General features: G+C 64.8%; 20 protein-coding genes. 13 read left to right on the forward strand and 7 right to left on the reverse strand.

What is annotated here, in order from left to right; genetic code table 11:
• Position 1: 1 nt before the first annotated feature.
• Positions 2–1,045 carry an amidohydrolase family protein gene (locus tag VF34_RS00500; protein ID WP_032365152.1) on the reverse strand — a complete coding sequence of 348 codons (1,044 nt, stop codon included), beginning with the start codon at positions 1,043–1,045 and terminating at the stop codon, positions 2–4.
• A 150-nt stretch (positions 1,046–1,195) separates the two neighbouring features.
• Between VF34_RS00500 and VF34_RS00505 the strand changes: the two genes are divergently transcribed.
• The gene (locus tag VF34_RS00505; protein ID WP_045840667.1) at positions 1,196–2,662 is read left to right on the forward strand and encodes an AAA-type ATPase lid domain-containing protein; all 1,467 of its coding nucleotides are present in this window, start codon (positions 1,196–1,198) and stop codon (positions 2,660–2,662) included.
• A 72-nt stretch (positions 2,663–2,734) separates the two neighbouring features.
• Entirely contained in the window at positions 2,735–3,682 is a 948-nt protein-coding gene (gene ligD, locus VF34_RS00510) for a non-homologous end-joining DNA ligase (RefSeq protein WP_032373709.1), read from the forward strand.
• Positions 3,683–3,750: 68 nt separating this feature from the next.
• Here the strand turns inward: ligD and argG are convergent, their stop codons facing one another.
• Positions 3,751–5,166, reverse strand: a complete 1,416-nt coding sequence (argG, locus tag VF34_RS00515) for an argininosuccinate synthase (protein WP_032373710.1) — start codon at positions 5,164–5,166, stop codon at positions 3,751–3,753.
• Between the two features lie 22 nt (positions 5,167–5,188).
• On the reverse strand, positions 5,189–5,893 hold the full coding sequence (locus tag VF34_RS00520; protein WP_027498437.1) for a FadR/GntR family transcriptional regulator: 705 nt from the start codon (positions 5,891–5,893) through the stop codon (positions 5,189–5,191).
• 102 nt (positions 5,894–5,995) lie between these two features.
• On the opposite strand from VF34_RS00520, the gene aspA reads away from it, so the two are divergent.
• From aspA to VF34_RS00540, 4 genes are read left to right on the forward strand one after another with little or no spacing between them, the layout of a single operon-like run.
• Complete coding sequence (gene aspA / locus VF34_RS00525) at positions 5,996–7,435, forward strand: aspartate ammonia-lyase (RefSeq protein WP_027498436.1); 1,440 nt, start codon at positions 5,996–5,998, stop codon at positions 7,433–7,435.
• Positions 7,436–7,439: 4 nt separating this feature from the next.
• Positions 7,440–8,873, forward strand: a complete 1,434-nt coding sequence (locus tag VF34_RS00530) for an amino acid permease (RefSeq protein ID WP_032373711.1) — start codon at positions 7,440–7,442, stop codon at positions 8,871–8,873.
• On the forward strand, positions 8,866–9,786 hold the full coding sequence (locus VF34_RS00535) for an asparaginase (protein WP_045840628.1): 921 nt from the start codon (positions 8,866–8,868) through the stop codon (positions 9,784–9,786). Before VF34_RS00530 ends, VF34_RS00535 begins: the two co-directional genes overlap by 8 nt.
• A 58-nt stretch (positions 9,787–9,844) precedes the next feature.
• Positions 9,845–10,165: a hypothetical protein gene (locus VF34_RS00540; protein WP_027498433.1), complete on the forward strand. Its 321-nt coding sequence runs from the start codon at positions 9,845–9,847 to the stop codon at positions 10,163–10,165.
• On the opposite strand, the gene VF34_RS00545 is transcribed toward VF34_RS00540, so the two are convergent.
• Positions 10,130–10,936, reverse strand: coding sequence for an MOSC domain-containing protein (locus VF34_RS00545; protein ID WP_082079115.1), 807 nt, complete (start codon positions 10,934–10,936; stop codon positions 10,130–10,132). The genes VF34_RS00540 and VF34_RS00545 overlap by 36 nt on opposite strands.
• A 21-nt stretch (positions 10,937–10,957) precedes the next feature.
• Here VF34_RS00545 and VF34_RS00550 point away from each other — a divergent pair, with 21 nt between their 5' ends.
• Positions 10,958–11,530 carry an isochorismatase family protein gene (locus VF34_RS00550; protein ID WP_032365156.1) on the forward strand — a complete coding sequence of 191 codons (573 nt, stop codon included), beginning with the start codon at positions 10,958–10,960 and terminating at the stop codon, positions 11,528–11,530.
• A gap of 28 nt (positions 11,531–11,558) precedes the next feature.
• Here the strand turns inward: VF34_RS00550 and VF34_RS00555 are convergent, their stop codons facing one another.
• Positions 11,559–12,161 (reverse strand): hypothetical protein, encoded by a 603-nt coding sequence (locus VF34_RS00555; protein WP_032381215.1) that lies wholly within the window; start codon positions 12,159–12,161, stop codon positions 11,559–11,561.
• Between the two features lie 49 nt (positions 12,162–12,210).
• Here VF34_RS00555 and VF34_RS00560 point away from each other — a divergent pair, with 49 nt between their 5' ends.
• Both VF34_RS00560 and VF34_RS24820 read left to right on the forward strand, forming a co-directional pair.
• Positions 12,211–13,623 (forward strand): glucose-6-phosphate dehydrogenase, encoded by a 1,413-nt coding sequence (locus tag VF34_RS00560; protein WP_032399594.1) that lies wholly within the window; start codon positions 12,211–12,213, stop codon positions 13,621–13,623.
• Between the two features lie 162 nt (positions 13,624–13,785).
• Entirely contained in the window at positions 13,786–13,941 is a 156-nt protein-coding gene (locus tag VF34_RS24820) for a hypothetical protein (RefSeq protein ID WP_155288427.1), read from the forward strand.
• Positions 13,942–14,021: 80 nt separating this feature from the next.
• On the opposite strand, the gene VF34_RS00565 is transcribed toward VF34_RS24820, so the two are convergent.
• On the reverse strand, positions 14,022–14,228 hold the full coding sequence (locus VF34_RS00565) for a PspC domain-containing protein (protein ID WP_027498428.1): 207 nt from the start codon (positions 14,226–14,228) through the stop codon (positions 14,022–14,024).
• A gap of 281 nt (positions 14,229–14,509) precedes the next feature.
• Between VF34_RS00565 and ppk2 the strand changes: the two genes are divergently transcribed.
• The 3 genes from ppk2 to VF34_RS00580 all read left to right on the forward strand — a co-directional run bounded on the left by ppk2 (position 14,510) and on the right by VF34_RS00580 (position 18,518).
• Positions 14,510–15,454: a polyphosphate kinase 2 gene (ppk2, locus tag VF34_RS00570; protein WP_045840630.1), complete on the forward strand. Its 945-nt coding sequence runs from the start codon at positions 14,510–14,512 to the stop codon at positions 15,452–15,454.
• Positions 15,455–16,540: 1,086 nt separating this feature from the next.
• The gene (locus VF34_RS00575) at positions 16,541–17,374 is read left to right on the forward strand and encodes an alpha/beta hydrolase family protein (protein ID WP_027498426.1); all 834 of its coding nucleotides are present in this window, start codon (positions 16,541–16,543) and stop codon (positions 17,372–17,374) included.
• Positions 17,375–17,501: 127 nt separating this feature from the next.
• Positions 17,502–18,518, forward strand: coding sequence for an alpha/beta hydrolase (locus tag VF34_RS00580; RefSeq protein ID WP_032373716.1), 1,017 nt, complete (start codon positions 17,502–17,504; stop codon positions 18,516–18,518).
• Between the two features lie 2 nt (positions 18,519–18,520).
• Here the strand turns inward: VF34_RS00580 and VF34_RS00585 are convergent, their stop codons facing one another.
• Positions 18,521–20,590, reverse strand: a complete 2,070-nt coding sequence (locus VF34_RS00585; RefSeq protein WP_045840631.1) for a prolyl oligopeptidase family serine peptidase — start codon at positions 20,588–20,590, stop codon at positions 18,521–18,523.
• A 114-nt stretch (positions 20,591–20,704) separates the two neighbouring features.
• On the opposite strand from VF34_RS00585, the gene lpdA reads away from it, so the two are divergent.
• Positions 20,705–22,120 carry a dihydrolipoyl dehydrogenase gene (gene lpdA / locus VF34_RS00590; RefSeq protein WP_032365160.1) on the forward strand — a complete coding sequence of 472 codons (1,416 nt, stop codon included), beginning with the start codon at positions 20,705–20,707 and terminating at the stop codon, positions 22,118–22,120.
• The last annotated feature ends 64 nt before the right edge of the window (positions 22,121–22,184 follow it).

Genomic DNA, 22,184 nt, shown 5'->3' on the forward strand with positions numbered 1-22,184 from the left:
GTCACACCGCCGCAAGGTCGGCGCGCTCGGGCTGACGCGGTCCGGTCTCGGTCTCGTTCGCGTCGGGCAACTGCAGTTCGGCCGGCACCGGGATGTCGTAGAGCTTGGCGGCGTTCAGTCCGAGCACCTTCTTCTTCTGTTCGAGCGTGATCGGTGCGTATTCGTCGAGGGACTCGTGGATCTGGAAGTCGACGAACCCTTCGACCAACCACTTGGGCGTCCACAGCGCGTAGTCCGAGGAGAAGAAGATGCGGTCCTCGCCGAGCCAGTAGAGCAGTTCGCCCATGATCTGACCGAAGTACTTCGGCCGCGTGTGCATGAACGGGATGGCCACCGCGAGGCCGGCGTACACGTTGGGCTCCTGGGTGGCGATCCAGCAGAAGTCCTCCAGGCGCGGCAGTCCGCAGTGTTCGACGACGAAGTTCAGATCGGTGAAGTCGGTGGCCACGTGGTCGACGTCTGCGACGTCGAACGCATCGCGATCGAGCGGACGGATGGTGGGTCCCTTGTGCACGTGGATGTTCTTGATGCCGACCTCGCGGCACACCTCGAGGTAACGCCGGGTCCAGTCGTCGTCGAGCTTGTAGCCGCGAGAATCGCCGTGCCAGTCGGCGGTGTAGAGCTTGACGCCCTTGAGCCCGAAGCGTTCTGCGTCCGCACGCAGCTGGTCCAGGCCACGTTCGCCGTTGCGTGGGTCGAAGTGATGGTTGTAGGTCAGCTTGTCCGGGTGAGCTGCAGCGAGCGCCGATGCCTCGTCGGTCTGGCCGAACCCGCGGTGGTAGAACTCGCCCAGGTGAGCGGGCTGGAAGATGGCGTGGTCGACGTATCCGATCTCGAACAGGTCGCGCATCAACCGATCGCCGCCCTGGTAGAGGTACTCCTCGTAACTCCACAGCTCGCTCTCGGGGGAGAGATTGCGGTGGTAGTCGTAGAAGCAGTCGATGAACTGCTTGCCGTGGATGTTGCGTTGGTTCTCCTGCCGCGCATCCCAGAGCGCGACGTGGGCGTCCACGATGAAGTAGTTCTCGCCGTTCTTGCTGTACATGGCTGACCTCCAGAGACTGTGCGTGACGTCTGTCACAAGCGATCTGTGGATGACGGTAGGCGCGGCGAAGGCTCGACGAAGTAGCGCGATGTCTCAATTCGAGACGCTGGTTTCGGATCCATGGTGACCAGCGAATGTAACCTGAATCACATGGCAGATCCCGAGGGTCTCGTACGAGCCCGCTTGCACTCGGAGCCCCTCGCTGCCGTGTCGCATCGGTTGCTCGCATCGTGGCACCGAAGCCAGGAATTCGGAGTGCCACTCGAAGACGTCGTACCAGCATTTTCGGGCACCTACGACGGCGAATCACTGTTCTACCGATGTGGGCGTGAGGTGCTCGACGGACTGCGCGACACGTTGGCGAACGAGCCGGTGTCGATGATGTTGACCGACGCCGACGGTCTGGTGCTCGATCGAGTGAGCGCGGACCGTGAGCTGTTGGCAGCGCTCGACCGTGTGCATCTGGCCCCCGGCTTCTCGTACGGCGAGAACCAGGCGGGCACCAACGGCCTCGCCCTCGCGCTCGCCGATCGAATTCCGGCAGTGGTGCGCGCCTCCGAGCATTACTCGCTCTCGCTCACCGGATACACCTGCGCCGCGGCACCGGTGCTGAACCCGATGACGGGCACCGTGGAGGGCTGCGTCAACCTCACCACGTGGTCGGAGTCGTCGACGGATCTGCTGCTGGCCCTTGCTCAGTCGGCGGCAGGGAACACCGCGGCGATGATGCTCGCGCGAGCGCAGGGACAGCACGCGCGTCCGGCACCACGTGGGACGGTCTTCCGCGTCGAAGCGTCGTCGGGTCGGCCGGGTGCGGGCAGCGTCTCGACGCTGTCGACGCGGTGGAATCAGGCTCTCGCGTCCTCCGAAACAGCTCTCAGCCAACATGATTCGGTCCTGCTGGTGGGAGAACCGGGAACCGGACGTGCCACGATTCTGGCCCGAGCGCTGCGTACCATCCGCCCACGGGGTCGAATTCTGAGTGCCGGAGTCCCGGCGGCACGCGACGTCGACGCCTGGCTGGACCTGTGGACGCCCGAGCTACCCAAGCCGGACACCGCAGTCATCGTCCGCGACGTGGACCGGCTGCCGGCGCGAGGGGCGGACGCGTTGGCGGAACTGATCTCTCGCGTCGGTGACGGCGTGCCCGTCACCCTGACGGCCTCCGATTACGACGCTGTTCCCGCTGCCCTGGCGCAGCTGGTGCGTTCGGTCGTCGAGGTCCCGCCGCTGCGCGATCGGCCCGAGGACATCGCTCCGCTCGCTCGGCATCTGGCATTGCGGGCGCGTGGACGCGAGGTCAGCCTGACCGGAGACGCCGAACGAGCCCTCGTCGGGTATTCGTGGCCGGGAAACGTCACCGAGTTGGCGACGGTGATGCACGAGGCGGCGGTCCGCGCCGACGTCGTCGGCGTCAATCATCTCCCGCCCGAAGTGCTTTCGCGCACCACGCAACGTCTGACACGAATCGAGACGTTCGAGCGCGACGAGATGATTCGAGTACTCAGCCGGCCCGGCATCACGATGAACCAGGCGGGCGAGGAACTGGGAATGAGTCGGGCCACGATCTACCGCAAGCGAGACCGCTACGGCATCACGCTGCGTTCCCACACGTAGCTTCGGTGGACCTGCGAGAAAAACTCCGACTTCCGAGCGCGCGCGGCCGCGGGTACATCTAGTGTCGCTGGTATGGCATCTCCGGCAATAGAACTCGAGGTGGGTACGCGCACGGTGCGCATCTCCAACCCCGATCGGGTGTATTTCCCCGAGAGCGGTGCCACGAAGCTGGACCTGGTGAACTACTACCTGAGCGTCGGCGACGGCATCGTCCGCGCGTTGCGGGAGCGGCCGTGCATGATGCACCGGTTCCCCAAGGGCCTCGCCGGCGAGAAGGTGCACCAGAAGCGGGTGCCGCACGGAGCCCCGCCGTGGTTGGAGACCGTCGAGGTGACGTTTCCCCGCTACAACCGCACCGCGGACGAGCTGTGCGTGACCGAATTGGCGCACGTCGCGTGGGCGGTGCAGATGTCGACGGTGGAGTTCCATCCGTGGAACTCGCGCCGCGCCGACGTCGAGATGCCCGACGAATGGCGCATCGACCTCGATCCGATGCCCGACTGCCCCTTCGATCGGGTGCAACGCGTCGCCGGTGTCGTGCAGGACGTGCTCGATGACCTCGGCGCAGTCGGCTGGCCCAAGACCTCGGGCGGTCACGGCCTGCACATCTACGTTCGCATCGACCCCGCCCACGGCTTCAAGGACTTGCGAAGGGGCGCACTGGCATTCGCTCGGGAGGTGGAGCGCCGCGCACCCGAGGACGTGACGACGACGTGGTGGCGCAAGGATCGCGACCCGTCGAAGTTGTTCGTCGATTACAACCAGAATGCCCGCGACCACACGATCGCCAGCGCGTATTCGGTGCGGGGAAACCCGAGGGCGACTGTGTCGACACCCATTTCGTGGGCCGAGGTGCCTGACGTCGATCCACGCGAGTTCACGATTTTCACCGTACCGGCCAGATACGCCGAACTGGGCGACCTACATGCGGGTATCGACGACGCGGTGTTCGCTATCGACGAGCTACTCGAATGGGCGGAGCGCGACGAGCACCAGGGCCTGACGGAGCCCGAGGAGTAGCCGAACTCGAAGTTATGGACGGAAATCGGCAGAAATCCGTCCATAACTTCGAGTTCGGCAGCCAGAAGTCAGTCGGTGCCGGACTCGATTGCGGCGTGGTCGAGGGCGGCGGAGTCCACGGAGTTCTCGGCGCTGCTGGCGGCGATGGCGTCGGCTCCACCGGGGGCGAGTTCGCCGATCAGGTCGCCCCAGGCGGTCAGCTGATCCTGGGCGGCGTACTGCTCGAGTTTGCTGCGCGAATCCGCGATGTCGAGGTTGCGCATGGTCAACTGGCCGATGCGGTCGCCGGGGAAGAAGGCCTGGCCCTGGCTGCGTTCCATCGACAGTTTCTCGGGGTGGTAGCTGAAGTTGCTGCCCTGGGTATCGACGATGGTGAAGTCCTGACCGCGGCGCAGGCGAACCGTCACGCTGCCGGTCACGACGTTGCCGACCCAGCGCTGCAGGCCCTCGCGCAGCATGAGTGCCTGCGGATCGAACCAGCGGCCCTCGTAGAGCAGGCGTCCGAGTCGGCGGCCCTCGTTGTGGTACGAGGCGATGGTGTCCTCGTTGTGGACGGCGTTGACGAGCCGCTCGTACGTGATGTGCAGCAGTGCCATGCCCGGGGCCTCGTAGATGCCGCGACTCTTGGCCTCGATGATCCGGTTCTCGATCTGGTCGGACATGCCGAGCCCGTGGCGTCCGCCGATGGCGTTGGCTTCCATCACCAGGTCGACGGCACTGTCGAAGGACTTGCCGTTGATCCGAACGGGCCGGCCACGCTCGAAGTCGACGGTGACGTCCTCGGCTGCGATCTCGACCTCGGGATCCCAGAAGCGGACACCCATGATGGGCGAGACGATCTCGAGGGACGTGTCGAGGTATTCGAGACGCTTCGCCTCGTGGGTGGCACCCCAGATGTTGGCGTCGGTGGAGTACGCCTTCTCGGCCGAGTCACGGTAGGGGAGGGTGCGCTGGGTGAGCCACTGCGACATCTCGTGCCTGCCGCCGAGCTCGGCGACGAATGCCTCGTCGAGCCACGGCTTGTAGATGCGCAACTCGGGGTTGGCGAGCAGGCCGTAGCGGTAGAACCGCTCGATGTCGTTGCCCTTGTACGTCGAGCCGTCGCCCCAGATCGAGACGCCGTCCTCCTGCATCGCGCGCACCAGCAGCGTGCCGGTCACCGCGCGGCCGAGGGGAGTGGTGTTGAAGTACGTCTGCAGCGACGATCGGATGTGGAACGCGCCGCAGGTCAGTGCCGCGAGGCCTTCCTCGACCAGCGGTTCGCGGCAGTCGATCAGCCGGGCCTGCTCGGCGCCGTACGCAAGGCCGCGGGCGGGTACGTCGGACAGATCCGGCTCGTCGTACTGGCCGATGTCGGCGGTGTAGGCAAACGGGATCGCGCCGTGCTCGCGCATCCACGCCACCGCCACCGAGGTGTCGAGACCACCGGAGAATGCAATGCCGATTCGTTCACCGACCGGGAGAGAGTTCAATACCTTCGTCACGGCCCGCAGCTTAGTCGTACGGTCAGCTGGGCCGATCGGCGAGCGACTCCACTGCACCACGGACGGCATCGAGGTGGGCGGTCATGGCGCGGGCTGCTGCGTCGTACTCGCCGGATCGGATACCGGCGACGATGGCGTCGTGCTCGACGTTGGACTGCTGCTGCCGGTGGGCGACGAGGTTCAACGTTTCGGACTGCCGCGTCAAGGCGTCCCGGATGTCGACGACGATCGACTCGAACACGCGGTTTCTGCTGGCCCGCGCGATGGCGGTGTGGAACTGCGCGTCCAACAGGACCCAGGCCTCGTGGTCGTCCTCGGAACGCATCTCGTCGGCGAGGCCGGAGAGCACCGCCAACTCGTCGGCGGTACGTCGTTCGGCCGCCCACCCGGCTGCGGGTACCTCGACGTGGGGTCGGGCCTCCATGAGTTCACGGGCCTCGTAATTGCCGATGTCGAGGTCGCCACCCACTCGATCGCGGACGACGAAGGTGCCGAGGCCCGTCTTGGTTTCGGTCAGACCGAGCGCGTGGCACGAGCGCAGAGCCTCGCGGATGACGGAACGACTGACGCTGTGCCTCGCGGCCAGCGCCGCCTCGGACGGGAGCTTCTGCCCGACGGGGAGCTTTCCCGACGAGATCGCGGCACGCAGGTCGGCGAAGACTGCCTCGGCGGCGCTCATGCGGGCATTGGTGGGCGCACTGACTGCCCAGCTGTCCGACAGGTTCATGTAGTGATCCTATCCCGGGGTTGACCGACGAGGTGTTCTACGCCACACTCTACCTGTCAGACAGCCGGACAGCTGGACACCCCTTGAAGGAGCGCACCCACCGTGGCCGATACCCGCATCGAGAAAGACCTTCTCGGCGAACGCGAGATTCCGATGACCGTCTACTGGGGAATCCATACCCTGCGCGCGCTGGAGAACTTTCCCATCACGGGGCGGCCGATCTCCACCAACGCCCACCTCGTCCGCGGGCTCGCAGCCGTGAAGTGGGCGGCCGCGGCGGCCAATCAGGACCTCGGAATCCTCGACGCCACCCGCGGGGAAGCGATCCGGGCCGCGTGCCAGGAGATTCTCGACGGCCAGTGGCACGAGCAGTTCGTCGTCGACGTCATTCAGGGCGGCGCGGGGACGTCGACCAACATGAACGCCAACGAGGTCATCGCCAATCGTGCCCTGGAAATCCTCGGCCACGCGCACGGTGACTACTCGATGCTGCACCCCAACGAGCATGTGAACGCCTCGCAGTCCACCAACGACGTGTATCCGACGTCGGTGAACATCGCGACCATCTTCGCGGTGCACGAGCTGATCGCATCGATGAAGGTCCTGCGAGATTCGTTCTCCCGCAAAGCAAGCGAGTTCGCCACCGTCGTCAAGATGGGCCGCACCCAGCTGCAGGACGCGGTGCCGATGACACTCGGTCAGGAGTTCGGCACCTACGCGATCATGATCGACGAGGACTGCTCCCGGCTCGAGGAAGCCGCGCTGCTGGTGCACGAGATCAACCTCGGGGCCACGGCCATCGGCACCGGGCTCAATGCTCCTGCCGGATACACCGAGTCGGCCGTCGCGCACCTGCGCACCATCACCGGCCTGCCGTTGGTCACCGCAACGGACCTCATCGAGGCAACGCAGGACGTCGGTCAGTTCGTGCACCTGTCGGGTGTGCTCAAGCGCGTCGCAGTGAAACTGTCGAAGATCTGCAACGATCTCCGGTTGCTGTCCTCCGGGCCGCGCGCGGGCTTCAACGAGATCAATCTGCCTCCGATGCAGGCGGGTTCGTCGATCATGCCCGGCAAGGTCAACCCCGTCATTCCCGAGGTTCTCAATCAGGTTGCCTACGAGGTGATCGGTCACGACGTCACCATCACGATGGCCGCCGAGGCAGGGCAGTTGCAGCTCAACGCTTTCGAGCCGATCATCGTCAAATCCCTGTCCGACGGTATGGCGCATCTGAGTGCGGCCTGCCGGACCGTCGCGCATCGGTGCGTCGACGGCATCACCGCGAACGTCGATCTGCTGCGTGAGCGGGTGGAGAACTCGATCGGTCTGGTCACCGCGCTCAGCCCGTACCTCGGGTACGTGGAGTCGACGGCCATTGCGCAGGAAGCGCTGGTCACCGGCCGCAACGTCGTCGACCTGGTGCTCGAGAAGGGCCTGCTGGCGCGAGAAGAGCTGGATCGATTGCTGAGCCCCGAGCATCTCGCGAACCTGCGGGTGGCTCCCACCGAGCATTCCGTTGCTCCCGAGACGTCGACGAGGTAATGCGATGAGCACCGAGAACCCGACCCAGAAGCAGGCCTTCAGCGAAGAGGAGCTGGGGTATCGAAAAGAGCTGGCTCCGCGCCAGATTCAGATGATCGCCATCGGCGGCGCGATCGGCACCGGCCTGTTCATGGGTGCCGGCGGAAGACTGCGTGACGCCGGGCCCGCGTTGGTTCTGGTCTACGCACTGTGCGGCTTCTTCGCATTCCTGATCCTGCGCGCGCTGGGTGAGCTGGTGATGCACCGCCCGTCGTCCGGATCGTTCGTCTCGTACTCCCGCGAGTTCTTCGGTGAGAAGGTCGCGTTCGCGGCCGGGTGGTTGTACTGGATGAACTGGGCGATGACGGCCGTCGTGGACGTGACGGCAGTGGCGCTGTACATGAACTTCTTCAAGAAGTACTGGGCACCGCTGGGCAACGTGGATCAATGGGTGTTCGCGCTGGCCGGCCTGGTGTTGGTTCTCGGTCTGAACCTGGTGTCGGTCAAGGTGTTCGGTGAGCTCGAATTCTGGTTCGCGCTCATCAAGGTCGTGGCGTTGGTGACGTTCCTCGCGATCGGCACCTACTACGTCATCTTCGGCACCCCCATCGACGGTCAGGCTCCGGGTCTGAGCGTCCTCACCGACAACGGCGGTCTCATCCCCAACGGACTGCTTCCGGCGATCGTCGTGATCCAGGGCGTCGTATTCGCCTATGCCTCCATCGAATTGGTCGGTACCGCCGCCGGAGAGACGCAGAACCCCGAGAAGGTCATCCCCAAGGCGATCAACACCGTCATCGTCCGCATCGTCGTCTTCTACGTCGGCTCGGTGCTGCTGCTCTCGCTGTTGCTGCAGTACACCGCGTATCAGGCCGGGGAGAGCCCGTTCGTCACGTTCTTCGGAGCGATCGACGTCGAGGGTGCCGACGCGATCATGAACCTCGTCGTGCTCACCGCGGCGCTGTCGTCTCTCAACGCCGGGCTGTACTCCACCGGTCGCATCCTGCATTCGATGGCGGTCGCCGGTTCAGCACCGAAATTCGCGGCCCGCATGAACAAGCAGGGAGTTCCGTACGGCGGCATCGCATTGACGTCGGTGGTGACGCTGCTCGGGGTCGTCCTCAACGCAGTCGTCCCGGCGCAGGCGTTCGAGATCGTGCTGAACCTCGCTGCGCTCGGCATCATCAGCGCGTGGGCCGTCATCGTGGCGTGCCAGCTCAAGTTCTGGTCTCTGTCCAAGACCGGCGCGGTCACCCGGCCTGCGTTCCGGTTGTTCGGTGCCCCGTACACCGGCTACGCAACGCTAGGCTTTCTGGCGTGTGTACTGGTACTGATGGCCTTCGACAAACCCGTCGGTACGTGGACCGTCGCGTCCATCCTGCTCATCGCGCCGATGCTGATCGCCGGATGGTACATGTGCCGCAACAGAATTCGAGAGGTAGCCGCCCGTAATGACTGAGGAGTGGAGCCTGCCGGAACGACCCGACAGTGCTGAGTTCGTCGCGTTGTTGACTACCGGTGGGACGATCGCCAGTAGTCGCGACGAGCACGGGGTTTCTCGGCCGGTCGCAGGCGTGGGCGTCGACATGGACGGCGTGGTGGTGCGCGAGGTGATGTCGAAGGACAGCTCCGCCCTGGACCTCGCCGATCTCGACGCCATTCGCACTGCCGTGGTCGACGCGTTGGCCGAGGACGGCTGCGCCGGAGTGGTGGTGTTGCACGGCACCGACACCATGGAGGAGTCGGCGTTGTACGTCGACCTGTTCCACGACGACGCGCGTGCGGTGGTGTTCACCGGGGCCCAACGCACCGCCGATCATCCGGACCCGGACGGCCCCGCCAACATCACCGCCGCGGTGACGGCGGCGCGGTCCGAGCAGGGAGTGCTGATCGCGTTCGGCGGACGAGTACTGCCGGCCCGCGGGGCGATCAAGAAGCACACTTCCGAACTCGACGCCTTTCGGTCGGCAGCAGTGCCGAGGCCGGACCCGCTGCGGTGGCAGCCCGTCGCGGGAGTGCGCGTGGACGTCGTGGCCCTGTACCCGGGCGCGGACGGGGTGCAGATCGATGCCTGTCGCGAAGCCGGGGCGTCGGGCATCGTGCTCGAGGCGTTGGGCTCGGGTAACACCAACGCTCTGGTGGTGCACGCGGTGAAAGAGGCCGTTGCTGCCGGGCTGCACGTGGTCGTCACGACGCGGGTGCCGTTCGGTGAGACCTCGCCGACGTACGGCGGCGGAGGCGGCGGCCACGATCTGCTCGACGCCGGTGCGGTGTTCTCCCGCGAACTCCGGGCCGGGCAGGCGCGCATCCAGTTGGCGGCGCTGGTTGCCACTGGAGCCACTGACGTAGTTGTCCACAATTCGTTCGCATAGGCGGGATCCCGCCCACGGAGCCGAATAGTGGACACTCAGCGCACCAGGGAGGCGTGACGTGAGCACGATCGAGATCGAGTTCGCTCCACATTGGGTGAACGCGTCCTTGGTGCGCACGCTGGCGCGGCCGTTCGTGACGATCGACGGCGTGGAGCATCGCCAGTCGTGGTCGGAACCGTCGACCTACGAGCTGGCACCGGGCGGCCACGAGCTCACCGCATTCATCCGCTATCGCGGCACGACATCCGCACTCGGCATCGGGCGGCGACGCGTCGAACTCGGTGCAGAACAGCACCTTCGGCTGCGAGCTCGAAACGGGTGGGCGAACCACATGCCGTTCGAGTTACAGCTCCGACTCGCCCCAGGTCTCGACGCGTAGTTCGTCCCCGACCGAGATGGTTCCTTCCTCGATCACCGAGAACTTCGAACCGAAGGCGACGCCCTTCTGCCGAGCCCGGCGGTAGGTTCCGAGAGTGCGCAGGGGTTCGGGTCCGGTGCGAACACCGGTGCTCTGCTCCACCGTGGTGACGGCGCAGCGGATCGCCAGCTTCGTGTACGCCAATCGTGCGTCGCCGATCGAGATGTCGCGCACTTCGTCCTCGACATGAGCGTCCTGCGAGCCGTCGACGACGATGTTGGGCCGAAATCGGTCGATCGGCAGCGGGGCGTCGAGACGGGAGTTCAGACCGGCCAGCGTGGCGGTCGAGAGGATGTGGACGGCGGCGCTGTCGGCGAAATGGGCCGAGCCGGGACGGATTCCGTCGGTGACGCGGCCGTGATCGCGGGGCGCGGCGACGAGGCGTGAGGGCTCGCCGATGACGTCGGTGAGCCAGGCGGCGATGTCGTCGCCCTGGTCGATGCCCCGCAGCGGCGTGCCGAACATCGTGACCTCGCGGTCCGCGGAATCACGATCGACGACGGCGGTGACGCTCCCTGCGCTCTCGTGGCGCAGTGTCAGTGAGCCGTTTTCCACCGAGCAGCGAACGACGGCCAGTACGGGATCGGTGCGTTGGCTGCGGAACGAGCCGTCCGCGTCGACGATCATGAACGCTCGGTCGTGTTCGAGACCGGATGTGCTCACCCGGGCCGAGTCCAGTGCCGTACCGGCACATCCTTTGACGGGATAGGTCACCAAAGACGACACGCGCACCCGTCGAGGATACTGGGACACATGACTCGTGCTCTGTTGGTAGTCGATGTTCAGAACGATTTCACCGAGGGTGGTGCGTTGGCCGTGGTCGGCGGTGGGGAGGTGGCGCGCAGGATCAGCGCGTACCTCGCCCGGAGCGGCGACGACTACGATCTCGTGGTGTCCTCACGTGATTGGCACGACGGCGACAGCGACAACGGTGGACATTTCGCCACCGACGCTGCCCCGGATTTCGTCACCACGTGGCCCGTGCACTGCGTCGCGGGAACGGTCGGCGCGGAATATCACCCGGATTACCGAACCGGCAGCGTCGACGTGCATGTCTACAAGGGGCAGGGCAGACCGTCGTACTCGGCGTTCGAAGGCGTCACCGAGGACGGAACATCCCTGTCCGAGATCCTGACCGCCAACGAGGTGACGGCCGTCGACATCGTCGGTCTCGCCACCGATTACTGCGTGCTGGCGTCGGCGAAAGATGCAGTGGCACAGCACCTGGACGTTCGGGTTCTCACCGATCTGGTGGCCGGGGTCGCTCCCGAGACCTCCGCAGCAGCTCTCGACGAACTCCGCGAAGTCGGAGCAGCAGTGGTGTGAGACAGCAGTGGTGTGAAACAGCAGTGGTCTACGAGTCGATCGTGGTGGTGATGGACGTGACCGACGGTGCCGCGGGGGTGCTGCCGAAACCGAACGTCACCGGGGGAGTGACGGGCGTCAGCGAGCCGAGGTCCTCTCCTTGCCAGGATGCGACGACGTCGACGACGCGGTGCTGGTGCCTGGCTCCGTAGTATTCGCGCCTGCCTCCGCCGGCGCTGCCGCGAGTTCGCACTCCGCGCAGTATCACTCGGGCGATGGGGTCGCTGATCGTGCAGAACCACGGTGCGGTGGACACGGCGTCGGGGACGAGGCTCAGGGCGCGGCCGAGAACCGTCGGCCCGGCCACTCGGATGCGTACCGACAGATCCCCGGCGACGACGGACCGCCACCCGTCGGGCTGGTCGGAGAAGGTGACCGGTACCAGCTCGGTGGAATCGAACGAGTATGTCGCCGTGACGAATTCACGTACCGCCTCGTTCGGGGCCACGAGTAGGCGTCGACCGTCCGCGAATTGGACCATCACATCGGTGAATTCGCCGAGGGGCGAGCGCGTCCAGTGTCCGACGACGATGCGCACTCCCGACGTCGTACCTACCCCGTAGATCTCTCCGTGAAACCGTGATCTGGTCATCTTCGTGCACTCTCACCTAGGTAGCACTATGCGGTGCATAGTGGAGGTCATGGCGTCCTCGCAACCCACTGTATTCGTCCTGTTCGGCGCGACCGGAGACCTCGCGAAGCGAATGGTTCTGCCGTCGTTCTACCAACTCCACGTCGAAGGCCTGCTGCCGGAGAAATGGATCCTGATCGGCAACGGTCGCAAGGACTCGTCCGACGACGAGTTCCGCGACCACGTGAAAGATGTGCTCGACGAGTTCGCCGAGAACGTGGCCGACGACGATTGGTCGGCGTTCTCGAAGCGAATCCGATTCGCGGGCAACGGCTTCACCGTCGACGATCCCGGCAAGCTCCCCGACGTCGTCGCCGACGCCAGGAAAGAGATCGGTGACGACGCACAGCTGGTGCACTACATCGCGCTGCCGCCGAGCACGTTCGTCGACTACACGAAGGCCCTGGGTGCACACGATCTCGCCGAGGGTTCCCGAGTGGTGTACGAGAAGCCCTTCGGCACCTCGCAGCACAACTTCGAGGAACTCGACAAGGCCGTGCACGAGGTCGTGAAGGAGGAACAGGTCTATCGCATCGACCATTTCCTCGGTAAGGAAGCAACGCAGAACCTGCACGTGCTGCGGTTCGCCAACGGCATGATCAGCGGCATCTGGAACTCCGAGCACGTGGAGCATGTGCAGATCGACGTGCCCGAGACACTCGACATCGACGACCGCGCCGAGTTCTACGACGAGACCGGTGCCGTACTGGACATGCTGGTGACCCATCTGTTCCAGGTGGCCGCCGAGGTGGCCATGGAACCCCCTGCGTCGTTGAAGGCCGAGGATCTTCAGTCGGCTCGCGAAACGGTGATCGGGCAGTTCCGTCCACTCGACACCGACGAGGTGGTTCTGGGGCAGTACGACGGCTACCGCGACGTCGACGGCGTTGCCGAGGATTCGACGGTCGACACGTTCGTGGCCGCGAAGCTGTGGGTGGATACCGATCGCTGGCGTGGGGTGCCGTTCCTGCTTCGTACCGGCAAGATGCTCGGTGCCGGAGCGCAGCGGGTATCGCTGGTGTTCCGCAAGCCCGCCGACAGTCCACTGTCGACGCTGCCCGAAGACGGCGCGGTGCTCTCGTTCGACCTGTCCGGTGACGGCAGCATCGATATCGCGATGACGGTCAAGGAACCGGGACCGGATTTCGACCTGTCCGTCGGGCATCTGTCGTTGCCGCTGAAATCGGTGCCCGACGCGGAGCCGTTGAGCCCGTACTCCCGTCTGATCCTCGATGTACTGAACGGGGACCGATCGCTGTTCACCAGACCCGACGGCCTGGCCCACGTGTGGGAGGTGGCGGCACCGCTGTTGAACGATCCGCCCGCGGTGAAGAACTATGCGCCGGGCTCGATGGGACCGACGGAAGCCGACGATCTGGCAGCGTCCTGCGGTTGGTTGATCACCGGGAAAACCGAGGACTGATCACCGGAACGGCGAAGAACCGGGTCGGCTTTCGAGCCCCGAAACAGCCGGTGGGTCCTTTTTGTCCGAAACGATGGAATGGACCGCGTCTGGAACGTTATGTTCCTGTGGCCTGGTCACCTTCCGACTCGGGCCACGACGTGTCTTTCGAAAGGCTTACCCATGCTCCTCGATCTCCTCACCGGCCTCCTGCCCATCCTCGGCGGCGGCGAAGACGGTGGCATCACCGGACCCATCACCGGTGGCCTCACCGATGGTCTCGGTGAACTCCTCGACGGACTGCTCGGCGGAAGCACCGGTAGCTTCGGCTCCAGCTAGGCCCCATTCCGCGAAGTCCGACGGCAAGGCCCCGTTCCTCCACCGGCGAGGATGCGGGGCCTTTCCGCGGTCGCGGGAGCTCACGGGCGGCGCGGCATCAGCATCAGGGCCGCCAGGTAGATCAGCACGACTGTGCCACCGCTGAGCACTGCACCGGCGACGGTGGCGACGCGAACGAGGTTGACGTCCCAACCGAAGTAGTCGGCTATACCGCCGCAGACGCCTCCGATCATCTTCTGCGAGTTGGACAGGGTGAATTCTCTGGGGGAATTGCTCTCGAATGTCATGGTGAGAAGTCTGCGTCGCCGACGCCTGTGGGCACATCGGGGCTTTCACCCATATCGACCCGGAGAATCGAACGATCGAGAAACGGGTCGCCGAACAAGTTCGGTGACTTTTACGACGCGGACACTCGACCTGTTGTCGGCGCGAGGATTACGGTCGGATGTGTCGGTCGCTTCCGGTCCGTCCCCCTTGCAGACCGGAAGCGTGTCCGATGCGTCCGGTTGCGCTCGGTGTTCACCGAATCGCCATGGACCGGTCACCGATGAGCACTAACTTTCGGCGCATGACCGACTTCGATCTCCGCAACGGCGTGGCTGCACGCAAGAATCTCAGCGACGTGCGGGACATCACGACCGCCGTGGATCTTGCCGATACTTCGGGGTTCGTCGTCGACGACTCCGATGACGACGACCCGGTGTTGCTGACGGTCCCGGGCGGTCACGTCGTCGACACGTGGCGGGAGAACTACCCCTACGACGAGCGTATGACCCGCGCCGAGTACGAACTCGAAAAGCGGCTGCTGCAAATCGAACTCCTCAAGCTGCAGATGTGGTCCAAGGACACCGGACGACGCCACGTCATCATCTTCGAGGGTCGCGACGCCGCCGGTAAGGGCGGCACGATCAAGCGGTTCATGGAGCACCTCAACCCCCGCGGCGCACGCGTCGTCGCGTTGGAGAAGCCGTCGGTGCGGGAGTCGACGGAGTGGTATTTCCAGCGGTACATCGGGCATCTGCCTGCGGCCGGCGAAATTGTGATGTTCGACAGGTCTTGGTACAACCGTGCCGGTGTCGAACGGGTCATGGGGTTCTGCACCGAGGAGCAGCATGCACAGTTCGTTCGGCAGGCACCGCTGTTCGAGCAGATGTTGGTGGACGAGGGCATCAGCTTGACCAAGTTCTGGTTTTCGGTGTCGCAGCACGAGCAGCGCACTCGCTTCGCGATCCGGCAGGTGGATCCGGTACGGCAGTGGAAACTGTCGCCGATGGATCTTGCGTCACTGGACAAGTGGGATGCGTACACCGCTGCGAAGGAAGAGAACTTCCGCGCCACCGATACCGACGTAGCACCGTGGACCGTGGTGAAGAGCAACGACAAGAAGCGCGCGCGGATCAACGCGATGCGGTTCGTGCTCAACAAGTTCGACTACGCCAACAAGGACTCCGAGATCGTGGGCGAAACAGACCCGTTGCTCGTCGGTCGCGCGAAAGACGTGCTCGGAGAATAATTCTGGGCTACTTACCGGGGTCTGCTCGGTGAACGTCCTGCGTCGCTTCGGTATCCGAGCGGCGAGTTCGTGCCGCGTTGTGCACCGCGCCGATGGTTGCGGTAGGAAAGTGGTAGGCCGTATTACCTACGGCTGTACGAAGAGACGAGCATCAGGAGTTCTCATGGGTTCAGCTGCGCAGTTCATCACCGACATTGCAACCGGAGTCTACGACGGCATCGTCGACGCGATCGTCGAGCAGATCGTCGGCGTGCTGACGTCGGGTAGCGCCGCGTAATTCGTCGGTCTACGAGTCGCGGTCGCTGTCGGGGGCGGCCGCGACTTTTCGTCTCTGTGACCGTTTTGTGACAGCTCACCAAGATTTCTGACTTTTCGATGCCAATGCGTGTACGAAACGTTATCCGTTCGGGTAGAAATCTTCATGCAGAGGTAATCGAGTGACGACCGTCACGTTCGATCTGCACATCCCTCGAACAACAAGGAGCCTGTCGCATGTCCGCTGAACTCGGTGACCTCTTGGCAATCTTCATCCAGCTCTTCTCGGGTATCAGTTCTTCCTCCGACTGACATCCCCGGCTCCGCGCCGTAGGCCTCGGCCTGGACGGCCGACCGGAGCCGAATCGATGAACAGTAAGGCTCGCGACGCCGCGTCGGCGGCGAATCCCCCTCTCTCGAAGGAGTTTTGATGGAATTTCTCTCGCTGTTGCTGCAGTTGCTCGCTGTCGGCAGCTCCGAAGGAACAGGTTCGGTCGTCAACATCCCCGGCACGCTTCCCAGCTGAAGCGCGACCCCGGAGCCGGGCCCGACATACCGTCGGGCCCGGCTTTCGTGGTTTCGAAGTGTCATTCGTTCGACCGAAATATCCTCCAGCGGTTGATGATTCGCCGCCGACCGGGTAGACCTGAGCCTCATCGTCGATGCGCTCGGTATCGACGGTAGTAGAGGGGGCACCATGCTCGAAGCCGTAGTCGGATTCATCAACAGTCAATTGTTCTGGTTCAGCTGGTCGACCGGTAGCTACCACCCGATCATCCTGTGAGGTAGTGCCCTGGGGAAGGTGCGGTCGCACCGTCATAGGGTTGGCCGATGCAGACGGTTCCGATTCAGATGCCCGACGGTTCGACGGTGCCGGTGACGCTGTTTCCGAGTGAGGGCCGAGACGATGCGCCCGTCATCGTCGTTCTCCCGGGTCTCGGCATCCCCGGCGGCTACTACCGGCTGTTCGCCGAAGCGCTCGTCGCCCGCGGATTCCATGCTGCGATCGGCGATCTTCGGGGCCAGGGGGACAGTAAGCCGAAGCCGAGTTCGTCGAGCAGGTACGGATATCAGGAATTGGTCTCGGTCGACTTTCCGGCGATCTTCGAGGTGGTGCGCGAGCAGTTCCCCGCCGCAACCCCGTATCTGCTCGGCCACAGTATGGGCGGACAACTGGGCGCGATGTACGCCGCCCGAATTCGAGGCAGGCTCGGTGGCTTGATCCTGGTGGCATCCGGGTCGCCGTACCACCGCGGTTTCGGCACCACTCGCGGGGTCCCGCTCTACTTCGGCGCGGCGGCGATGGCGATCACCAGCAACATCGCCGGGTTCTGGCCGGGGGACCGCATCGGGGTCGGCGGATTCGGTCGTCAATCACGAGTGTTGATCGACGACTGGTCGAGGTTCGCCCGAACGGGCTCGATCGAGCCGGCCGGTGCCGACATCGACTACGAGGAACGGATGGGCCGGCTGACCCTACCGGTGCTGGCAGTGACCATCGAGGGCGACGATCTGGCCCCCAAGGGTTCGATGGAGAATCTGACGGCCAAGCTTGCCAACGCCGACATCACCACCGAACACATCGACGAGCCGCTGGGCCACAACGGGTGGATCCGCAATCCCACCGCGGTGGCCGACCTGGTCGAGCGGTGGATGCACCGCTGACACAACCCCGTGCCGAACGATACGGTCGTTTGGACTAATTCATGCGATAAGTTCCAACTCCGCGCCCGTTCTGGTGTACAACGCTAGTGACTCAACTTCTGTTCTGCCGAAGATAGCGAGCACGTGTATGAACGGCCTGGGGGCTACAGCTCGTCGGATCGGTAGGGCTGTGCTCGTGGCCGCGTGTATCGCTGCGTCGGCCGCGCAGGGCACGGCCCTCGCCGCGCCCGACGCGTCGACGTCGTACGTGGTGCGTACGGAGGAGACCGATGCCGTCGCCATGACGGCGTTCGTGTACTCGGCCGCGATGGAGCGGATCATCCCCCTGAAGATTCTTCGATCGCCGGACCGTGCGGAACCGAGCCCTACCGTGTACCTGCTCAACGGCGCGGGCGGTGGGGTGGACGGTATGGACTGGTACACCCAGACCGATGTCGTGTCGTTCTTCGCGGACAAGAACGTCAATGTGGTCACTCCCGTCGGTGGGGCCTATTCCTACTACACGGACTGGCAGCACGACGATCGCGTGCTCGGCCGCAACAAGTGGGAGACCTTCCTGACCCGCGAACTGCCTCCACTCGTCGACCAGCTGCTGAAGACCAACGGCCGCAACGTCATTGCCGGAATCTCGATGGCTGCTACGTCGGTGCTCAATCTGGCGGCGCACAACCCCGGTCTCTTCCGGGCGGTCGGCTCCTACAGCGGCTGCGCCTCGACCACCGATCCGCTGGGCCGCGCGTACGTCAAGACCGTTGTATCGATGGCGCTCGGAGCCGACGTGAAGAACATGTGGGGCGCGGACGACGACCCCGACTGGGTGCGTAACGACGCCGTCGTCAACGCCGACAAGCTGCGCGGCACCGCGCTGTACATCTCCAACGGCAGTGGCCTGGCGGGGGCATCGGACACCTTCGACGGAACCAACCCCAACGGCCCCGGTTTCGTGCTGCTGAACCAGATGGTGGTGGGCGGTGCCATCGAGGTCGCCACCGGCGACTGCACCCGTCGACTGAAGAGCGCGCTCGAAAAGCTGGACATCCCAGCCCATTTCGAGCTACGGGAACGCGGCACGCACTCCTGGGGATACTGGCAGGACGATCTCCACAATTCCTGGCCGATGTTCGAGCAGGCTCTGGCCGACTGACATCACCGGCTCTCGAGGTGCCGCCACAGGAACTCGTACGTCAGTGCGGTCTTGAACGCCAGCTGCGCATTGTCCGACGCCCCACCGTGGCCGCCCTCGATGTTCTCGTAGTAGCTCACGTCCTGACCGAGCTCGGCCAGCCGCGCAGCCATCTTGCGCGCGTGTCCGGGATGGACTCGATCGTCTCGGGTGGACGTGGCGATGAGTATCGGTGGGTACTTCCGCTCGGACGCGGCCACGACGTTCTGGTACGGGGAGTACTGCGAGATGAACTCCCATTCGGCGGGGTCGTCGGGGTTGCCGTACTCGGCCACCCAGGACGCTCCCGCGAGCAACAGGTGGTACCGCTTCATGTCCAGTAGCGGGACCTGACATACCAACGCCCCGAACAGTTCCGGGTACTTCGTTTCCATGATGCCCATCAGCAGGCCGCCGTTGCTGCCGCCCTGGGCGGCCAAGCGGTCGGCGGTGGTGATCCCTCGGGCCACCAAATCGCGCGCGACCGCGGCGAAGTCCTCGTGGACCAGATGCCGGCCCGCTCGCAACACCTGGGTGTGCCAGGACGGTCCGTACTCGCCGCCGCCGCGGATGTTGGCAACGACGTAGGTGCCGCCGCGCTCGAGCCACGTTCGACCCATCGCTCCGCTGTAGCCGGGCGTCATCGAGATCTCGAAGCCGCCGTAGCCGTACAGCAGTGTCGGGCCGGGGCCTGCGTCGCCGCGTCGGACGACGAAGTAGGGGATCGCGGTGCCGTCGTCCGACTCCGCGAAGAACTGCTGCACCGTCATGCCGTCCGCGTCGAAGAAGGCGGGAGCCTGCTTCAGTACCTCGAGCGCGCCGCCGACCGTGCCGACCAACAGCGTGGCCGGGGTGAGGTAACCCGAGGAGCCGAGGAAGAACTCGTCCCCGTTCTCCTCGGCGTCCGTACCGATGATCTCGGTCGACGCCAACTCCGACAGCCCGTCGACGGTGGCCGTGTCCCACTCCGTCGTGCGCGTTTTGCGCCCCTCCAGGTACGCAAAACGCGCACGAGGGGTGAGCACATGCAGACGAGTGCGGACATCCTGCAGCGTCACCAGCAGCAGATGATTCTCGGTCCAGGCGTACTGATGCAGGGATGTGTGCTCGTCGGGAGTGAACAGAACCGTCAGAGATGCTGTGCCGCTCATGAATTCGTCGAAGTCGGCCGCGAGCAGAGCGCCCGCCGGATGGGTGACACCGTCGTAGGTCCACTCGGTCATCGTCCGAACCAGCAGCCAGTTCTCGTGGACCGACGTCGATGCGTCCGTCGGCGTCGGAATGCGGGTCACCGCCATACCGTCGAGCACGTAGGTCTCGGAGTTGTAGAAGTCGGTGGACCGCTGCACAAAGTCGCGCTCGAATCCCGGCGTGCGGTCGTGCCACGCGGAGATCGAGATGTCCTGGGATTCGCCCTCGTAGACGGTCTCCGCGTCGGCGAGCGGGGTGCCTCGGTGCCATCTCTTGGTGATCCGCGGATAGCCGGATTCGGTCAGGGACCCCGGTCCGAAATCGGTGCCGACGAACACGGTGTCGGCGTCGATCCAGCCGATGTCGGTCTTGGCCTCGGGCAGCGTGAAACCGCCGTCCTCCGCAGCGCGGAACGTGCGGGAGTCGAGATCGAACTCGCGTACCACCGTCGCGTCGGCACCGCCTCGGGACAGCGTCACCAGAGCGCGCAGCTGGTCGGGGCGCAGTACCTGAGCGCCGCCCCACACCCAGTTCTCGCCCTCGTCGGCGGCCAGGGCATCGAGATCGAGCAGGACGTCCCATGCGGGTTCGTCCGTGCGGTACTCGTCCATCGTGGTGCGCCGCCACACCCCGCGGATGTGCTCGGCGTCGCGCCAGAAGTTGTAGAGGAACTGCCCGCGCCTGCGTGCGTACGGGATCCGCGCATCGGTGTCGAGAATCTCGCGTACACCCGCCACGGTGGCGTCGAAACGCTCGCCTGCCAGCGCCTGGATCGTCACCTCGTTCTTCTCGCGTACCCACGCGAGTGCGTCGTCGCCGGTGACGTCTTCGAGCCAGAGGTACGGGTCGTCCGAGAAAGCCATGGCACAGTTCTAGCAGCACACGTGCGGTCGGGTGCAGGACGCGTGCGAGGCTACCGGCTGGTAACGAAGACCAGGTCGAGACAGTGTCGGAGGGCACGACTACGCTGGGGACTCGTGACCTCACACTATGACGTCGTTGTCCTCGGAGCCGGTCCCGGTGGGTACGTCGCTGCTATCCGCGCGGCACAACTCGGACTCAGCACTGCCATCATCGAGAAGAAGTACTGGGGCGGTGTGTGCCTCAACGTGGGCTGCATCCCCTCGAAGGCGCTTCTCCGTAACGCCGAGCTGGCGCACCTCTTCACCAAGGAGGCCAAGCTGTTCGGTATCTCGGGTGAAGCATCCTTCGACTTCGGCGCAGCATTCGACCGCAGCCGCAAGGTCGCGGACGGACGCGTCAAGGGCATCCACTTCTTGATGAAGAAGAACAAGATCCCCGAGTACGACGGCCAGGGCACGTTCACCGATGCCAACACCATCGAGGTCGAACTGTCCAAGGGCGGCACCGAGACGATCACGTTCGACAACGCGATCATCGCGACCGGCAGCACCACCAAGCTGCTCCCGGGAACCGAGCTCAGCAAGAACGTCGTCACGTACGAAGAGCAGATCATGACCAAGGATCTGCCGGGATCGATTCTCATCGTCGGCGCAGGTGCCATCGGTATGGAGTTCGGGTACGTCCTGAAGAACTACGGAGTCGACGTCACCATCGTCGAGTTCCTCGATCGCGCGCTCCCCAACGAGGACAAGGACGTCTCGAAGGAGATCGAGAAGCAGTACAAGAAGCTCGGCGTCAAGGTCATCACCGGCGCGGGTGTGCAGAGCATCGACGACGACGGCTCCAAGGTCACCGTCGAGATCAAGCACAACAAGTCCGGTGAGAGCGAGACCTTCACCGTCGACAAGGTGATGCAGTCCGTCGGATTCGCCCCTCGCGTCGAGGGCTTCGGTCTCGAGAAGACCGGTGTCGAGCTCACCGATCGCGGTGCCATCGGCATCACGAACACGATGCAGACCAACGTCCCGCACATCTACGCCATCGGCGACGTCACCGCCAAGCTCCAGCTCGCCCACGTGGCGGAGGCGCAGGCCGTGGTGGCTGCCGAAACCATCGGCGGCGCAGAGACATTGCCGATCGACGACTACCGCATGATGCCGCGCGCCACGTTCTGCCAGCCGCAGGTTGCCAGCTTCGGTCTCACCGAGGACCAGGCCCGCGAAGAAGCGCAGGCTCGTGGATCCGACATCAAGGTCGCGAACTTCCCGTTCGCCGCCAACGGCAAGGCACACGGCCTGGGCGACGCGACGGGCTTCGTCAAGCTCATCGCCGACACCGAGCACGGTGAGCTGCTCGGTGGCCACCTCATCGGACCGGACGTCTCGGAGCTGCTGCCGGAGCTGACCCTGGCCCAGAAGTGGGACCTGACGGTCAACGAGCTGGCCCGCAACGTCCACACGCACCCGACGCTGTCGGAGGCACTGCAGGAAGCGATCCACGGCCTCGCAGGCCACATGATCAACTTCTGATCTCTGCTGTAGAACGACGAACGGCGGCGACCACCTCGGTGGTCGCCGCCGTTCGCTTAGTTCT

This window comes from Rhodococcus sp. PML026 (assembly GCF_000963615.1).
Taxonomy (GTDB): Bacteria; Actinomycetota; Actinomycetes; order Mycobacteriales; family Mycobacteriaceae; genus Rhodococcoides; species Rhodococcoides fascians.

Bases quoted from the DNA above. Each gene is read 5' to 3' on its own strand.
- VF34_RS00560 (WP_032399594.1), top strand. From the start codon at position 12,211: ATGGCGTCCTCGCAACCCACTGTATTCGTCCTGTTCGGCGCGACCGGA.
- VF34_RS00535 (WP_045840628.1), top strand. From the start codon at position 8,866: ATGACTGAGGAGTGGAGCCTGCCGGAACGACCCGACAGTGCTGAGTTC.
- VF34_RS00500 (WP_032365152.1), bottom strand. From the start codon at position 1,045: ATGTACAGCAAGAACGGCGAGAACTACTTCATCGTGGACGCCCACGTC.
- VF34_RS00585 (WP_045840631.1), bottom strand. From the start codon at position 20,590: ATGGCTTTCTCGGACGACCCGTACCTCTGGCTCGAAGACGTCACCGGC.
- VF34_RS00555 (WP_032381215.1), bottom strand. From the start codon at position 12,161: ATGACCAGATCACGGTTTCACGGAGAGATCTACGGGGTAGGTACGACG.
- VF34_RS00575 (WP_027498426.1), top strand. From the start codon at position 16,541: ATGCAGACGGTTCCGATTCAGATGCCCGACGGTTCGACGGTGCCGGTG.
- VF34_RS00565 (WP_027498428.1), bottom strand. From the start codon at position 14,228: ATGACATTCGAGAGCAATTCCCCCAGAGAATTCACCCTGTCCAACTCG.
- VF34_RS00580 (WP_032373716.1), top strand. From the start codon at position 17,502: ATGAACGGCCTGGGGGCTACAGCTCGTCGGATCGGTAGGGCTGTGCTC.
- VF34_RS00505 (WP_045840667.1), top strand. From the start codon at position 1,196: ATGGCAGATCCCGAGGGTCTCGTACGAGCCCGCTTGCACTCGGAGCCC.
- VF34_RS24820 (WP_155288427.1), top strand. From the start codon at position 13,786: ATGCTCCTCGATCTCCTCACCGGCCTCCTGCCCATCCTCGGCGGCGGC.
- VF34_RS00530 (WP_032373711.1), top strand. From the start codon at position 7,440: ATGAGCACCGAGAACCCGACCCAGAAGCAGGCCTTCAGCGAAGAGGAG.
- ppk2 (WP_045840630.1), top strand. From the start codon at position 14,510: ATGACCGACTTCGATCTCCGCAACGGCGTGGCTGCACGCAAGAATCTC.
- ligD (WP_032373709.1), top strand. From the start codon at position 2,735: ATGGCATCTCCGGCAATAGAACTCGAGGTGGGTACGCGCACGGTGCGC.
- VF34_RS00550 (WP_032365156.1), top strand. From the start codon at position 10,958: ATGACTCGTGCTCTGTTGGTAGTCGATGTTCAGAACGATTTCACCGAG.
- VF34_RS00520 (WP_027498437.1), bottom strand. From the start codon at position 5,893: ATGAACCTGTCGGACAGCTGGGCAGTCAGTGCGCCCACCAATGCCCGC.